Origin of the sequence: Agromyces sp. LHK192, assembly GCF_004006235.1 — a bacterium.
GTDB lineage: Bacteria > Actinomycetota > Actinomycetes > Actinomycetales > Microbacteriaceae > Agromyces.
On the sequence record NZ_CP034753.1, the window covers coordinates 344,424 to 358,564 of the forward strand.

Annotated in this window: 11 protein-coding genes; 6 read left to right on the plus strand and 5 right to left on the minus strand. The window is 68.2% G+C overall.

What is annotated here, in order from left to right; translation table 11 throughout:
• The first annotated feature begins 77 nt into the window (after positions 1-77).
• Positions 78-458: a hypothetical protein gene (locus ELQ40_RS01610; RefSeq protein WP_127792105.1), complete on the plus strand. Its 381-nt coding sequence runs from the start codon at positions 78-80 to the stop codon at positions 456-458.
• Positions 455-1,435 carry a hypothetical protein gene (locus ELQ40_RS01615; protein ID WP_127792106.1) on the plus strand — a complete coding sequence of 327 codons (981 nt, stop codon included), beginning with the start codon at positions 455-457 and terminating at the stop codon, positions 1,433-1,435. Before ELQ40_RS01610 ends, ELQ40_RS01615 begins: the two co-directional genes overlap by 4 nt.
• Before the next feature lie 233 nt (positions 1,436-1,668).
• On the opposite strand, the gene ELQ40_RS01620 is transcribed toward ELQ40_RS01615, so the two are convergent.
• From ELQ40_RS01620 to ELQ40_RS01635, 4 genes are read right to left on the minus strand one after another with little or no spacing between them, the layout of a single operon-like run.
• The gene (locus ELQ40_RS01620; protein ID WP_127792107.1) at positions 1,669-2,295 is read right to left on the minus strand and encodes a bifunctional 4-hydroxy-2-oxoglutarate aldolase/2-dehydro-3-deoxy-phosphogluconate aldolase; all 627 of its coding nucleotides are present in this window, start codon (positions 2,293-2,295) and stop codon (positions 1,669-1,671) included.
• Entirely contained in the window at positions 2,292-3,227 is a 936-nt protein-coding gene (locus ELQ40_RS01625) for a sugar kinase (RefSeq protein WP_240665894.1), read from the minus strand. Before ELQ40_RS01625 ends, ELQ40_RS01620 begins: the two co-directional genes overlap by 4 nt.
• Positions 3,224-4,411 carry a mannonate dehydratase gene (gene uxuA, locus ELQ40_RS01630; protein ID WP_127792108.1) on the minus strand — a complete coding sequence of 396 codons (1,188 nt, stop codon included), beginning with the start codon at positions 4,409-4,411 and terminating at the stop codon, positions 3,224-3,226. Before uxuA ends, ELQ40_RS01625 begins: the two co-directional genes overlap by 4 nt.
• Positions 4,412-4,432: 21 nt before the next feature.
• The gene (locus ELQ40_RS01635; RefSeq protein WP_164863441.1) at positions 4,433-7,987 is read right to left on the minus strand and encodes a glycosyl hydrolase 115 family protein; all 3,555 of its coding nucleotides are present in this window, start codon (positions 7,985-7,987) and stop codon (positions 4,433-4,435) included.
• Between the two features lie 320 nt (positions 7,988-8,307).
• Between ELQ40_RS01635 and uxaC the strand changes: the two genes are divergently transcribed.
• Positions 8,308-9,642, plus strand: a complete 1,335-nt coding sequence (uxaC, locus tag ELQ40_RS01640; RefSeq protein ID WP_240666077.1) for a glucuronate isomerase — start codon at positions 8,308-8,310, stop codon at positions 9,640-9,642.
• A gap of 74 nt (positions 9,643-9,716) precedes the next feature.
• Positions 9,717-11,048 carry a mannitol dehydrogenase family protein gene (locus ELQ40_RS01645; RefSeq protein ID WP_205649406.1) on the plus strand — a complete coding sequence of 444 codons (1,332 nt, stop codon included), beginning with the start codon at positions 9,717-9,719 and terminating at the stop codon, positions 11,046-11,048.
• A gap of 36 nt (positions 11,049-11,084) precedes the next feature.
• Here the strand turns inward: ELQ40_RS01645 and ELQ40_RS01650 are convergent, their stop codons facing one another.
• A complete protein-coding gene (locus ELQ40_RS01650) occupies positions 11,085-12,086 on the minus strand; it encodes a LacI family DNA-binding transcriptional regulator (protein WP_127792110.1) in 1,002 nt (333 codons plus the stop codon).
• A gap of 196 nt (positions 12,087-12,282) precedes the next feature.
• On the opposite strand from ELQ40_RS01650, the gene ELQ40_RS01655 reads away from it, so the two are divergent.
• Positions 12,283-13,203, plus strand: a complete 921-nt coding sequence (locus tag ELQ40_RS01655; protein ID WP_127792111.1) for a carbohydrate ABC transporter permease — start codon at positions 12,283-12,285, stop codon at positions 13,201-13,203.
• Positions 13,196-14,122: a carbohydrate ABC transporter permease gene (locus ELQ40_RS01660; protein ID WP_127792112.1), complete on the plus strand. Its 927-nt coding sequence runs from the start codon at positions 13,196-13,198 to the stop codon at positions 14,120-14,122. Before ELQ40_RS01655 ends, ELQ40_RS01660 begins: the two co-directional genes overlap by 8 nt.
• Positions 14,123-14,141 lie beyond the last annotated feature (19 nt).

The following is a 14,141-nucleotide window of genomic DNA, read 5'->3' on the forward strand; positions in this document are numbered from 1 at the left end:
CGATCCTCGAGTGGCTGCACGACCCGCACTGGCAGATCCGACTGCACGGGACGGCATTCGATGAAGACATCGCGATCGTGCTCCTGCCTCGCGGCACGATCCACGGCTCGATGGTGATCGCGGTCGTGCCGGACTCGATCACCGCGGCAACCCAGGACCGGTTGCGTCGCAGGTTGTGGGACCAGGTCGCGACGCTCGTGGACCGAAACGACACGGATGTCGCGATCCGGACCTGGTCCCAGTACTGGAACGCACGACTTGAGCCCGAGGACCTGATCACCCACGTCACCGACGGCGGCATCCAACTGGCCGGACCCCCGATCGTGCGAGGTCCGGGGCGCGACCTGATGCGCACCCGCGCCCGAGCGATCCGGGAGCAACAGCTCAAGGAACTCCGTGGCGCGATCGAGAACGCGGAACACGACGACCAGGCCGATGGAGGAGGGGGATCGTCATGATCGAACTGGACGGGCCGGTCGGCGTACTCGGCTACCCACACGCGAGCGCCGCGGAATTGCTGGTCGCGGCGGAACAGATGAGCACGAACGGCGTCCGCAACCTGATCCTGTTCACCGACCCTGTTGTTGAGGAGTCGATCGACGCACTCGCGGGCCTCGCTCCACGCCTGCAGATGTACGGCTTACGCGCCCACGCGATCGTGAACGCGACCGCAGACGCGGAACCGGGTGCAGATCCTGACGAGGTGGATTGGGTCGTCGAGGACGTCGTCGGGATCCTGCACCACGGCGCCCGGGGCCTGCTCGCCATCTGCGGACGCACCTTCGCCGTCTGCAGCGGGCCCCACGGGACACCGGCGCGGGCCGACATCCTGTTCAGCGACCTGGAACCCCCGGCCCTGGACCATGCGCCGAAACGACCCGGTGACATCCCGGCCACCATCCCGCCCGACCTCGCCGCACGGTTCGAGTTCGACGCACGCCTACGAGCGTTCCGGCCACGCCTGACGATCACCCCAGGGCCTGCGTTCACCGACGATGCTCTCGGCTACGACGCCGACCTCCGGGGATTCTGGACCCGGATCATCACCCTGCCACCCATCGGCACCGAGTCCGCCGGGATCATCCTGTCCGACGACCTCAACGAGATCGCGACGATTACCGACGCCGGAACCTCCGAACCGTTGAGCCACCCGGTGACCGACCTCGACGACGTCTACACCGGCGTGTGGGAAGTGATCACGTTCGGCTCCGTGCACATCATCGACCTCGACAACGGAACCTGGGAACGCATCCCCGGCCCACACGCCACCATCCGCGAACCCAACGCCGGCACCATCCGAAGCATCCGCGACTACCGACTCGGCGAATGCGGATTCGTCACCCTCCACGGCAACGACCTCATCGACTACTGGTGGTCCCAATCCAGCTTCATCCGACACCTCCGCCAGGTCCGCCCGGCGACCGCGGACCAATAGCCCGGATCAGTCGACCCGTGTTGGGCGGCGGCGCGCCAGATCCGACTGCGCGGGCGGTCGCTCTTTCGAATCCGACGGTCCGTCGAGGGGAAGGCCGCGCCTGTGGCGAGGTTCAGGCCCGTTCGTCGACTCATGAGCCGAACTGGTGATCCCGCCCTGACCTCGACTCCTCGCCCGGCGTGAGGGCGGCGGCGATCGAGCCGCCTTCGAGGTGGCAGATCACGAACCTGCGGTCACCGCGGCGGTGTTGCCGCAGCACTCCGGGGAAGGATGGCGCCAAGCTTGGCGATCTGTTCCTCGTTGTCGAACGCCGAGCCGAGCGCCACGACCCGGCAGCCGGCATCCAGGAAGGACTGCGCCGTCTCCGGGGTGACGCCGCCGGTCGCGACGAACCGCACCTGCGGGAAGGGGCCGTGCAGGTGGCGGATCCAGGCCGGGCCGAGCCGTTCGGCGGGGAACGCCTTGAGCCAGGTGAAGCCGGCCCGCAGAGCCGCCTGGACCTCGCTGCCGGTCGCGACCCCCGGGATGTGCGGCAGACCGCGGGCGACGCTCGCCGCAGCGACCTCGGCGTCGAACCCCGGGGCCACGGTGAATGCGGCGCCAGCGGCGGCCACGGCGTCCAGTTGCTCGACCGACACGATCGTTCCGGCGCCGACATCGAGGCCGCGGTCGCGCGCCGCGTCGGCGACGGCGCGGAGGACGACAAGATCCTCCGAGTCCATGACCGGGACCTCCATGATTCGCACGCCGACATCCCACGCTGCCTCCGCGAGTTGCATGGTTCGCTCCAGTCCTTGGCGGCGGAAGATGCCCATCACCGGGACATCCGCGAAGGTGGACTGGAAGTACGCGTCAGTCATGCCGACTCCTCTCGTTCTGCGACGGGCTCGACCGTGTCGAAGGGGCTGCGGAGGACCGCGGCGGCGCCGGTGTGGCCGGCCGCCAGACGGGCGCTCGCGTCCTCGCCACGGATCCATGCGGCAAGCCACCCTGCGGCAAAGGCGTCGCCGGCACCGACGGGCTCGACGACCTCGACCACCTGCGCGGGCAGGCGGGTGGTCTCAAGACCGGCGAACTCGACCGCCTCGATCGCGCCGTCCTTCACCACGAGATGCGCGACGTCGGGCAGGAGTTCCCGGATCGCCTCAGCAGTCGGGGTACCCCACAGGGCCTCGGCCTCGTCACGGCCGACGAACACGATGTGCGCAGACTGCGCAAGCGCGAGGAGGACGGGCGCGGCGTCGTCGCGTGACGGCCACAGGGCGGGGCGGAAGTTCACGTCGAAGCTGGCGACCGCCGGCGCGAGCGCACCTGCGGTGACCTGGGCGACGAGCTCCCGGGCGGAGCTGGACAGCGCCGCGGTGATCCCGCTCATGTGGACGACGCGGGTGGCGGGCAACCGGTCGAGGCTATGCGGCGACAGCGCGGACGCCGCCGATCCGGCCCGGTAGTAGAGCACCTTGGAACCGGTCGGCGCCGATTGCTTCACCATCAGCCCCGTGCTGCGGGCGGGATCGACCTCGACGTGCGTGGTGTCGACCCCGCGGCGCCGGATGCTCTCGACGACGAGTTCGCCGAGCGGATCTGCTCCCACCCGGGAGCTCCATGTGGCGTGGATGCCGAGGGCCGCGGCGCCGATCGCGACGTTGCTCTCGGCGCCGCCGACACCGAGCGTCAGGGGCGCACCCTCGGACAGCTCGCCCGACGTCGAAGCGACGAGCGCCATCGACTCTCCGATCGTGAGCAGCTCGGTCTGCTGCGCCACGAGCGGTTCGGCCGCGGGAGAGGTCACGCGTACTCCAGCGTCCGGGTGACCGCGAGTTCGACGCCGCGGAGCTGGGCGAGGCCCTTCAGCCGTCCGACGAGTGCGTAGCCCGGGTAGGTGGGCCGCTTCAGGTCGTCGAGGAGGAAGTGGCCGTGGTCGGGGCGCATCGGGATGACGGCGGCGTCTTCGCCGGCGTCCGCCCGTCGACGCTCCTCGCGGACGAGTTCGCGGATGACGCCGACCATGTCGGAGCCGCCGTCGATGTGCCCGTCCTCGAAGAAGCTCTTCCCGTCGGCTTCGATGGTCACGTTCCGCAGGTGCGCGAAGTAGATCCGGTCGGCGAAGCGGCGGGTCATCGCCACGACGTCGTTCGTCGCGACCGAGCCGTACGATCCGACGCACATCGTCAGACCGTTCGCCCACGACGGCGCCGCATCCAGCAGCCATTGCGCGTCGTCGGCGTTGGACACCACGCGCGGCAGCCCGAAGAGGGGGCGGGGCGGGTCGTCGGGGTGGATCGCGAGCCGAACCCCGGCCTTTTCGGCCGCTGGCACGATCCCGCGCAGGAACACGCCGAGATTCTCGCGAAGGTCGTGGGCGCTCAACCCGTCGTAGAGGGCGAGGCCCGCGCGGAGGGACTCGAGGTCGTACGCTTCCTCGGAGCCGGGTAGCCCCAGCAGAACGGTGTCGCTGAGCGCGGCGAGGGTCGCCTCGTCGGCCGACTCGAAGAACTGCCGCGCACGCTCGACCTCGTCGGGCGTGTAGTCCGCCTCCGCGCCGACGCGTTTGAGGACGAACAGGTCGAACGCGGCGTGCTCGATGAAATCGAACCGCATCGCGAAGCCGCCGTTGTCGAGCTCGTACCGCTGGTCGGTGCGGGCCCAGTCGATCACGGGCATGAAGTTGTAGCAGACGGTCTTCAGCCCGGCCTCGCCGAGGTTGAGCAGCGTCTGCGCGTAGTTCCCGATCGCCCGATCGCGCTCGGGCCCGCCCCACTTGATGTGTTCGTGCACGGGGACGGACTCGACAACCGACCAGGTGAGGCCGGCTGCCTCGATGACCGCCTTGCGGGCGAGGATCTCGTCGATCGTCCAGACCTCGCCGTTGGGGATGTGGTGCAGGGCGGTGACGATGCCGGTCGCGTCGGTCTGCCGGATCTCGGCGAGGCTGACGGGGTCATTGGGGCCGAACCAGCGCCAGGTGTGTTCCATGGGATGTCCTTGCGGTGTGAATCAGGAGAGGGTGACGGCGGCGGCCTCGCCGGCGGCGACGTCGACGCGTGCGCTCGGCGCCCAGTCGGCGTCGATCGGGGGGAGCTCGTCGCCGAGTGTGAGATACACCCGGTCGACGCGAAGGCCCGACTTCCGCGCGTAGATCGAGAGCACGTGCGACCCGGCCGTGATCTCGAGGTCCGAGACGTGCGTCCACAGCCAGATCTGGCGCGTGCCGTACGAGCAGAGGTCGCCGCCGGAGAACTGCGCCTCGAGGGGCTGAACGGCGCCGTCGAGGGCGAGGAAGCACGCGTCGTCGGTGCCGTCGTCGAACTTGACGAGGAGCCACACCCGATACGCGCCGCCATCCGGTAGCTCGATCGCGAAGTGCATCCCCGGTGCATCCGCCGGGTCATCCCATTGCAGACCTCGCGGGCGCGCCTGAAGGGCGAGACCGGTGCGCGCCTGGGTTTCCGCCTGCGTGAGCTCCCAAGCCGCCTCCGAATCGCGGCTCGGCGTCAGCCACGCGTGATCGCCGCCGACGAGCGCCAACTCCGCCTCGAAGGCGAGACGTCCATCAGCGCCGACCGGCGCACCGGTGCCCAGCGCCCTGACGATGTCCTTCGTTCCGTCGGGGCCGTGCCAGGTGACCGCGGCGCCGCGATTGGTCTGCGGCACGTTGCGGGTGCGGCGGAACGTGGTCTCGTGGTCGAACCAGTACCGATCCACGTACACCTGGTCGAGGATCGCGTTCTCCGTCGGGTCGACCCCGTAGACCTCCCGGACGACGCGGTCGACCTCGCTCAGCGCCGAGGCCGACAGTGCGGGGTCGGGAACGGGGGCGTCCGCCGAGCGCGTGTGCCGGCTGAAGGGCGCACCGAGGTTCGTGTCGAGGATCTCGTCTGCCGTGTGGATGACGAGCTTCGTCAGCGTGACCGCGCCGTCGACGACGTGCAGTCGCAAGGTGTGCCCGCCGGCCTCGAGGTCGGGCAGCGTCACTCGAAGGCGCTCCACGTTGTCCTGAATGCCGGTATACCACGCGCCCCGATGCTCATCCGTCGTCGGGCTCTCGACCGTGAACGGCTCGCTGTCGTCGACGGTCACCGCGACGCGGATGCGACCGGTCGAATCGAGCGTCGGCAAGCGGTGCAGCTCGAGCACGTGCGCGCCCGCCGTGTGCAGGTGGAACCCGAACTCGGCGGCCGCCGCATCGGCCGCCGCATCGGGGTGACGCACGACGGCTTCGGCCTGCAGCGCATCCACGCCGTCACGGCCGAGGTGTGGGATGACGTGCCAACGCGACGACGTGCCGTCGCGCACCTCGTCCGGACGGGCCGGGTCGAGGCTCACGACGCCGTCGGCTTCGACCGCGCCCACGAATCCGGGCTCGATCGCCGGTGTCTCGGCCACCCGCACCGGGATCTCGACCGCATCGGCGATCGTCGGCGAGGTGATCCGAATCGTGCCCGATCGGCCGGCGTTCGCCGCTGCATCGACGGCGACGTGCAGTCTGGTCTCGGCGCCGGCGATGCCGCTGCCACGGGTGACCTGGATCCACGGGTCTGCGTCGATCGTGTAGGCAACGCCGGGAACGCCGGTGCTGAACACCTCGATCCACTTGGCATCAGCGCCGTGCTGCCAGAACGTCAAACCGCGATCGTCGTTGTCGGGGGCCGCGCCCCAGACCGTGGCATCCAGTCCGTGCCCGCGGATCTCGAGGGCGGGGGACCCGGGCGGGAAGAGCGGCATCACCGGCGGCGGGAACGCCTCGGGCGTGAACATCCCGTTCCACTTTCCGCCCGACAGTCCCTCGTTGTAGTAGCGGATCAGTGCGCGCTTCGCGTCGTCGAACTGGCGGGAGACCGCGAGCCACTGGTCAGCGGCGGCCGCCTTGCCCTGCTGGGAGGCGAGCAGGCTTCGGTCGGCGAAGTAGAACTGCGCGTTCGTGAGGTACGACATGTGGATCTTGAGCGCGAACACCTGGAAGAACGAGTCGCGCTCGTCCTCGGGCAGTGCGGCGAGGATCTCGTTCGTCTCGTCGTAGATCCGGCGCAGCACGGCCAGGCGGCGGGAGGCTTCGTCGCCCCAGCCGGTCTGGGCGAAGGCGCCGCTGCCGAGGTGCTCGATCTTGCGCTGCTGGTTCACGCGCGAGTACTCCGCGTAGAGAGCGCCGGCGCGTGCGCCGTGTTCGCCGCTGTAGGCGGAGTCGACCCACTGTGCGACGAAGTCGACGACGTCGTCGGTCGCCGACGGGCGGTCCGCCGCCCAGGCCCGGCGGAGGAAGAAGTCCATCTCCAGTTCGAGGGGCTTGAGTCCGCCGATGTTGTCGACCCAGAGACGCCGGATGCCTCGCTCCCATGCCTTGCTGAGCTCCGAGCCGACGAGCGCCAGCGGTGCAGTGGAGGTGGCGAGGTAGCTGGTGGCGAAGTTCGCCCAGTAGGACGCGTGGTAGTACAGCCCGTGGCCTCCGGAGCGGGCGAGCTCGGCCTCGTCGGGGAACCGGCGGATGTACCCGAAGTTGTCATTGGCCCAGACCACGGTGACGTCGTCGGGAAGGTCAAGGCCTGCGTCGTAGAGGGGAAGGACCTCCTTGTAGGGCACGAATAGCTGCGGTGCCCGGTCGGCTTCGACGCCGAGGGTGTCCTCGAGGATTCCGCGCTGGTCGCGGATCGCGGTCTCGAGCAGTTCCACCCGTGCGCTGAGCTTCTCCTCGGCGCTCAACGCGTCGTTCCCGTCGATCGCGGCGGTCTCGAAGCCGGAGTCGTGCACCCCACGGATGCCGACCGTCCACGTCACTTCGTAGTCGCCGTTCTGCTCGACGCTGCCGCGCCAATACTCATGGAGCTTGTCGCGGTTGCGACCGGGGATCGAGTAGTCGTAGCGGATGTCCTCGCCCTGGGCGGCGACCCACGGACGGAATTCGTGTTCGTTGCTGCGCAGCAGCATGTCGCAATGGCTTGTACCGATCACGACGCCCATCTCATCGGCGAGACGACCGTTCTCGGGGTCGTGGTTGAACGCCCCGATGTGCATCGCAGGCCACAGGTAGTTGCCCTTGAGGCGGAGCAGGAGCTCGAACACCCGGCCGTAGGTCACCGGGCCGATCGTGCCATCGGGGGTGTGCCGGCGCGACCAGTGGAACAGCTCCTCCTCGTCGTTGATGAAGACGCCGCGGAACCGAACGGCGGGCCAGTCGGCGTGCGAGGCGTCGCGTCGCACGACGATCCGCCGACGGGTGCGGACCGGGACATCCGCCCACCAGTACCAGGGTGAGACGCCGATCGCCTCGGCGAAGTCGTACACCGCGTAGATCGTGCCGCGACGATCGGTCCCGATGAGGTAGAGCGTTTCCCCCACGACGGTGACGAGCAGGCCCTCCCAGCGCAGCTCGCCATCCGCGTCGTCGCGAAGCGAGGCGAGGTCGAGCTGGCCCGACGCGATCAGGGCGTCGATCGCGGCGGACACGCCAACGGTGCCCACCACGATGTTCGCCACGGCCGCGTCCGGCACGATGGCGACCGGGGCGCCGGTGACGCGTTCGACGTCGCGGACGAGATCGGTCACCGCGCGTTGCACCGCGGGAGTCTCGTCGAGCGACACATGGATGGAGACCGGTCGCCCGTCGTCCGTGATCACAAGTCCTTCGACGGACGGTGCGGCCAGATAGGGGTGCGGGGGGACCTGGGGATACGTCATCGTGCTTTCCGTCGCAGAAGGTGAAAATCGGAGGCCGTGCTACGGGCCAAAAGTGATCGTTCACGGCAAGAGTAGTGAACGATCACTTTGTATGTCAAACTCCTCTCGTGAGCGTTTCCGCCCAGACCACCGACACCCAGGACCGGCTCGAGCCCGCAACGCGGCGCGACCCGAACCGGCTCCTCCCCGCCGATCCCGAACTGCGCGCGATCGCCCGCGACCTCATGGCCGCGGTCGAGCACGCGCCGATTATCTCGCCCCACGGGCACGTGCCGGCCGGCAGCCTGGCACGCGACGAGCCCTTCGCCGACCCGACCGAACTGTTGGTGTCCAGCGACCACTACCTCACCCGCCTGCTGCACGCCGAGGGCGTCGATCTGGCGACGCTCGGCGTCGGTGGAGTTGACGTCGATCCGCGCGAGGCGTGGAGGACGGTCGCACGGCACTGGCATGCCTTCGCAGGAACGGCGACCGGATACTGGATGGCCGAGGCGCTCGCCGGCGTCTTCGGCATCGACCTCGAGCTGTCGGCGACGACCGCGGACGAAATCTACGACCGGATCGCCGCGAACCTTCGTACCGACGAATACCGTCCCCGGGCGCTGTTCAACCGCTTCGGGATCGACGTGCTCGCGACGACCGACGACCCGCTCGACGATCTCGCGGACCACCGAGCGCTCCAGGCGGACGGGTTCCGGGTGCTCCCGACGTTCCGTCCCGATCGATACCTCGACCCCGGCGACGCGCGCTTCGCGGACTCCGTCGATGCGCTGCTCGGTTCGACCACCGAGGCGGCGTCCTTCTCCGGGTACCTTCGGGCGCTCCAAGCGCGTCGTGCCCATTTCGTCGACGCCGGAGCGGTCTCGACCGACCACGGAGTGCTCGAGCCGACCACGCTCGACCTCGACCCGCACGAGGCTGAAACCCTCTTCCAGCGCGTGCTCCGCGGAGGCACCGCGGATGATGCGCGCCGATTCCGGGCGCACATGCTCCTGCAGATGGCGAGAATGAGCGTCGACGACGGCCTCGTCATGACGCTTCATCCTGGCGTGTTCCGCAACCACAGCTCCGACACGCTGCTGCGGCACGGAGCGGACACCGGGCACGACATCCCGGTGCCGGTCTCGTTCGTCGAGGGCCTGCGGCCCCTGCTCGAGCGCTACGGGCTGGCGTCCGGCTTTCACCTCGTGCTGTTCACGATCGACGAGACGACGTACTCGCGCGAGATCGCACCGCTGGCGGGCTTCTACCCCTCGGTATTCATCGGCTCACCCTGGTGGTTCCTGGATGCCCCCGACGCGATCGCCCGCTTCCGCAGCGCGGTCACCGAGACGGCAGGCTTCTACCGCGGCTCCGGCTTCGTCGACGACACCCGCGCATTCCTCTCGATCCCTGCTCGGCACGACACCGCCCGACGAGCCGACGCCGCGTTCCTCGCACGTCTGGTGGTCGAAGGCCGGCTCACGCCGTCCCGAGCCGAAGCGATCGCAGTCGACCTGGTCGACTCCATCCCGCGTCGGGCGTTCAAGCTGTGAGCGGCTCGCCGCGGCTGACCCGCGCACTGCTCACCGCGCGCGGCATCCCGATCCCTGCGCCCGAGCCTCGAATCGTGCACATCGGACTCGGAGCCTTCCACCGCGCGCACCAGGCCTGGTACACGGCCCGCGCCGGCGACGGCGCCGACTGGGGGATCGCGGCATTCTCCGGCCGATCCACCGCGGCGGCCGACGCCCTGATTCCGCAGGACGGCGTCTTCACCCTCGTCGAACGAGGAGCCGACGGTGACCGGCTCGCACCCATCGGAAGCATCGTGGAAGCCCAGCCCTCGTCGAACGCGCTGCGCCGGGCGACCCTGCTCGCCGCGCCGCGCACGGCGGTCGTCACCCTGACGGTCACCGAGGCGGGGTACACACTTCGGCCCGATGGGTCCCTCGACACCGCGGCGCCAGCAGTCACCGCGGACCTCGCACGCGTCCGACGGACAGCGGTAGACGGCGACCACGCCGCCGAAGCGACCCAGACGGTCGTCGGGATGCTCGCCGCCGGCCTCATCGAACGCCACCGGGCAGGCGCGGGATCGATCGCGATCGTCCCATGTGACAACTTCCCCAGCAACGGACCCCTGCTCCGGGACGCCGTCACCGAGTTCATCACGGCGATCGACCCGCACCTGAACCAGTGGCTCGTCGATCACGTCTCCTTCGTCTCCACGTCGGTCGACCGGATCACCCCGAAGGTGGACGACGGCCTCACGCGCGAGGTCGAACGCGCGCTCGGCTGGACCGATGCCGCACCCGTGGCGACCGAACCGTTCGCGGATTGGACGCTCTCCGGTGAGTTCCCAGCAGGGCGCCCCCAGTGGGAGCGGAGCGGAGCGGCGTTCGTCGAAGACATCGACGCCTATGAGTCGCGGAAGCTCTGGATGCTGAACGGCGCGCACAGCCTCCTGGCCTACCTCGGCCGGTTGCGCGGCCACACGACCGTCGCCGCCGCGATGGGCGATCCGTTCGTCCGATACTCGATCGAAGCGTGGTGGGACGAGGCCGCCCGTCACCTGCCCGCCGGCATGGATGTCGACGCGTATCGGCGCGCCCTCACCGCACGGTTCGAGAACCAGCGCATCGAACACCTGCTCGCCCAGATCTCAACCGATGGTCTCACCAAGCTTTCAGTGCGGATCGCGCCGGTCGCGGTGCTCGAGCGTCGCGCGGGCCGGGGAGCGCAGGCGTCCGCCCTCGTCTTTGCGGCCTGGATCACCGCTTTGCGGTCGGGGCTGCCCATGGCGGATGCCCGGCGCGCCGAGGTGGACGCCGCCCTGGCAGACTCCGATCCCACGCTCGCGCTCCTGGCTGCGGTGTCCGCCGATCTCGCTGCGGATCCCGGGTTCAGTGCCGAGGTGGTCTCCGACGTGTGCGCCCTGGCGTCTGTTCGAACTCCCTGAGGCCGGCTGTCGACCGGCTCGGTGCCCCGCCTGGCTTCAGCGGGGCGCCGGCCCAGTCGACTCGCCCCAGACGAGCTGATTGATGGAGTGCGCGGCAGGCGGGGCGGGCTCGCCTCGCAGCGCGGCGATGAGTCTAGCCATCGCGGTGGATCCGACACGTTCCAGATCGACGTCCACCGTGGTCAGCGACGGATAGAGGTACTGGCCCAGCGGGTGGTTGTCCCATCCGGTGACGCTGAGGTCCTCGGGGACGCTCCACCCGCGCCGCCGTGCGCCGCGGATGACACCGGCAGCGATGATGTCGCTCGCGGCGATGACGGCCGTCGGGTGGTCGTCACCGAACGCGAGGACGGCTTCGAGGCCGGCTTCGGCGGTCCAGTCGCCTTCGACGACCTCTCCTGACAGGCCAAGCGCACCCAGAGACGCACGGAACTGCTCGAGGCGCGCTCGAGCGGATGCGAACTGGAGGGAGCCGGTGATGTGCAGGAAACGCGTGTGCCCCGCTTCAGCCAGCCGCTCGATCATCGCGGCGACCGGTGCGGCATCGGCGAGCTCGCCGATACCGCGCATCTCGTCGTCCAGTTCGGCGGCGACCAGGATCGTCGCGGTCGTGGGAGTGAGGTCCACGTCCGCGTTCAGTGGCGCGAACGAGACGACCCCGTCCACCTGGCCGGAATCGGCGAGATCGAGCACGCGATCAGTTCGTGCGTCAGCGCCGCCCTCGATGGAGATCACGTCCACGCCGAATCCGGCCGCGTGGGCGGTCGAACTCGCACCGGCCAGCATGCGTGCCGGGCTGTACGCGAGGGTGGGCACGACGACTGCGATTCGTCCGGTCTGTCGGGTCCTCATCGACCGGGCCGTGAGATTCGGACGATAATTGAGTTCCCGCACAGCCGCCTCCACACGCTCGCGCGTTCGCGGCTTCAGGCTCGTGTTGTCGCGGAAGAATCGCGACACCGTCTGGTGCGACAGCCCGGAAAGCTGGGCCACATCCAGCAGCGTCGGTCGCTTTCTCGGCACCGGTTCGGTCGTCATTGTTATCCTCCCCTCCCATCTTGGCACAGAATAAGGAACGTTCACTTGACAACTTTGAGAACGTTCACTAATCTCGCCTTCGAGCACCAGTGAACGTTCACTGCAGATTCAAAGGAGCATCAGTGTCACCCGCAGTCTCTTCCCATCAGCGCTTCCGCTTGAGCGGTTCCGCGGTGGCATGTGATCGAGGCATCCGATGAGCGCCCTCAATGAGCTGCGTCACCTGAAAGGCACGGTACGCACGACCAAGCGTGACAACCGTGCGGCATTCTGGTTTCTGCTGCCCTGGTTCATCGGCCTCTTCGCTGTTACCGCGGGCCCGATGCTGGCTTCGCTGTACCTCAGCTTCACGAAGTACAACCTCCTCCAGCCGCCGTCGTTCATCGGGCTGGAGAACTTCACCCGCATGCTCACGGATGAGCGCCTGCACAAGTCGCTCGGCGTGACGTTCACGTACGTGCTGGTTTCGGTGCCGCTGCAGCTCGCCTTGGCCCTCGCCCTCGCGGTCCTGCTCGACCGCGGTGTACGCGGCCTCTCGTTCTATCGGTCGGTCTTCTACCTGCCGTCGCTGATCGGCGGGAGCGTCGCGATCGCAGTCCTGTGGCGCACCGTCTTCGGTACCGAAGGGCTGTTCAATCAGTTCCTCGCGTTCTTCGGCATTCAGGGACAGGGCTGGATCTCGAACCCGGACACAGCCCTGGCAACGCTGATCCTGCTGAACGTGTGGACGTTCGGATCGCCGATGGTGATCTTCCTCGCCGGCCTGCGTCAGATCCCCGGCTCCTACTACGAAGCCGCGAGCGTCGACGGCGCATCCAGGTGGAGGCAGTTCTGGAGCATCACGATGCCCCTGCTGAGCCCGATCATCTTCTTCAACCTCGTCCTGCAGATCATCCACGCGTTCCAATCGTTCACGCAGGCGTTCGTCGTCTCCGGTGGAACGGGTGGTCCTGCCGATTCAACGCTCGTGTTCTCGCTCTACCTGTACCAGCGCGGATTCGGCGCCTTCGACATGGGCTACGCATCGGCGCTGGCCTGGCTGCTGGTGCTCATCATCGGCGGATTCACCGCAATCAATTTCTGGGCTTCGAAGTACTGGGTGTTCTACGATGACTGATCTGTTGAAGCGCCGTGGCGACACGGCCACCTCCGCCTTCCTCGCCGCCCCCACCGGGGCGACCACGACTCGGGCCGGGCGCCGGCTCATCGGCCGACCGGTTCGCGCGGTCATCAAACACGTCGTTCTGATTCTCACCGCGCTGATCATGCTGTACCCGGTGCTGTGGATGGTTGCAAGTTCCCTGCGACCCAACGACGCGATCTTCGATGATCCGAGCATCATCCTCAAGACGTTCGAGATCGAGAACTACGTCAACGGATGGAATGCGTTCACCGAACCGTTCGGCCACTATCTGATCAATTCGGCGGTCTTGGTCCTGGGATGCATCCTCGGGAATCTCGTCGCTTGCACGCTCGCTGCCTACGCGTTCGCACGACTCGAGTTCCGAGGCAAGCGGTGGTGGTTCGCAATCATGCTCGTCACGATCATGCTGCCGATCCACGTCATCATCGTGCCGCAGTACATCATGTTCTCGGAGATCGGGTGGGTGAATACCTACCTCCCGCTCATCATTCCGAAGGTCCTCGCGACCGATGCGTTCTTCATCTTCCTGATGGTCCAGTTCATCCGCGGCATCCCGCGCGAACTCGACGAGGCAGCCCGCATCGACGGCGCCGGGCACCCGCGGATCTTCTCGCAGATCATCCTGCCGTTGATGGTTCCGGCCCTCGGGACCACGACGATCTTCACGTTCATCTGGACCTGGAACGACTTCTTCTCGCAGCTCATCTACCTCACGAAGCCGGAGAAGTACACGACGCCGCTCGCGTTGCGTTCGTTCGTCGATCAGCAGGCGGCGACCGACTGGGGCGCGGTGTTCGCGATGAGCGTCGTCTCCCTCTTGCCTGTCTTCCTCGTCTTCCTCTTCGGTCAGCGGTTCCTTCTCCAAGGCATCGCGACGACCGGAGGCAAATGAGAAGCGCCCGCATGAACCG

Bases quoted from the DNA above. Each gene is read 5' to 3' on its own strand.
- ELQ40_RS01650 (WP_127792110.1), bottom strand. From the start codon at position 12,086: ATGACGACCGAACCGGTGCCGAGAAAGCGACCGACGCTGCTGGATGTG.
- ELQ40_RS01655 (WP_127792111.1), top strand. From the start codon at position 12,283: ATGAGCGCCCTCAATGAGCTGCGTCACCTGAAAGGCACGGTACGCACG.
- ELQ40_RS01660 (WP_127792112.1), top strand. From the start codon at position 13,196: ATGACTGATCTGTTGAAGCGCCGTGGCGACACGGCCACCTCCGCCTTC.
- ELQ40_RS01615 (WP_127792106.1), top strand. From the start codon at position 455: ATGATCGAACTGGACGGGCCGGTCGGCGTACTCGGCTACCCACACGCG.
- ELQ40_RS01620 (WP_127792107.1), bottom strand. From the start codon at position 2,295: ATGACTGACGCGTACTTCCAGTCCACCTTCGCGGATGTCCCGGTGATG.
- uxuA (WP_127792108.1), bottom strand. From the start codon at position 4,411: ATGGAACACACCTGGCGCTGGTTCGGCCCCAATGACCCCGTCAGCCTC.